We start from the raw sequence: 515 nt of genomic DNA, 5'->3' as shown, positions 1-515 counted from the left end.
CGGCTGATCAGCCGGGCCGCGAGGAGCGAGTGCCCGCCCAGCGCGAAGAAGTCGTCGTCGATCCCCACCGACGGCAGACCCAGCACCTCCGTGAAGATGCCGCAGAGCAGTTCCTCCTGCACGGAGCGCGGCGCCCGACCACTCGGCTCGACAGCGACGGCGGCAGGCGCGAGCAGTGCACGCTGGTCCAGCTTGCCGTTCGGCGTGATCGGCAGCGCCTCCAGCACCACCACCGCCGACGGCACCATGTGACGCGGCAGCCGCCCCACGGCGAAACGCCGCAGCTCATCGGGATCGACCTCCCGGCCCGCGACCGGCACCACGTAGCCAACCAGGCGCTTGTCGCCCGGCCGGTCCTCGCGTGCCACGACCGCGGCCTGCGCCACCGCCTCGTGCCCCAGCAGGACCGCCGCGACCTCACCCGGCTCGACCCGGAATCCCCGGATCTTCACCTGGTCGTCCGCACGCCCCACATACTCCAGCACCCCGTCCGCACGCCAACGACCCAAGTCGCC

At 72.6% G+C, this 515-nt stretch carries 1 protein-coding gene; it reads right to left on the bottom strand.

From position 1 onward, the window contains the following. Positions 1 to 515: AMP-binding enzyme (locus ACLWS4_RS37385; RefSeq protein ID WP_416876481.1), on the bottom strand; the 515-nt coding region annotated here is incomplete at both ends.

Origin of the sequence: Kitasatospora sp. SC0581 (assembly GCF_048159585.1) — a bacterium.
In the GTDB taxonomy this organism is placed as follows: Bacteria; Actinomycetota; Actinomycetes; order Streptomycetales; family Streptomycetaceae; genus Kitasatospora.
This window is presented reverse-complemented; position numbering and strand designations above follow the sequence as displayed.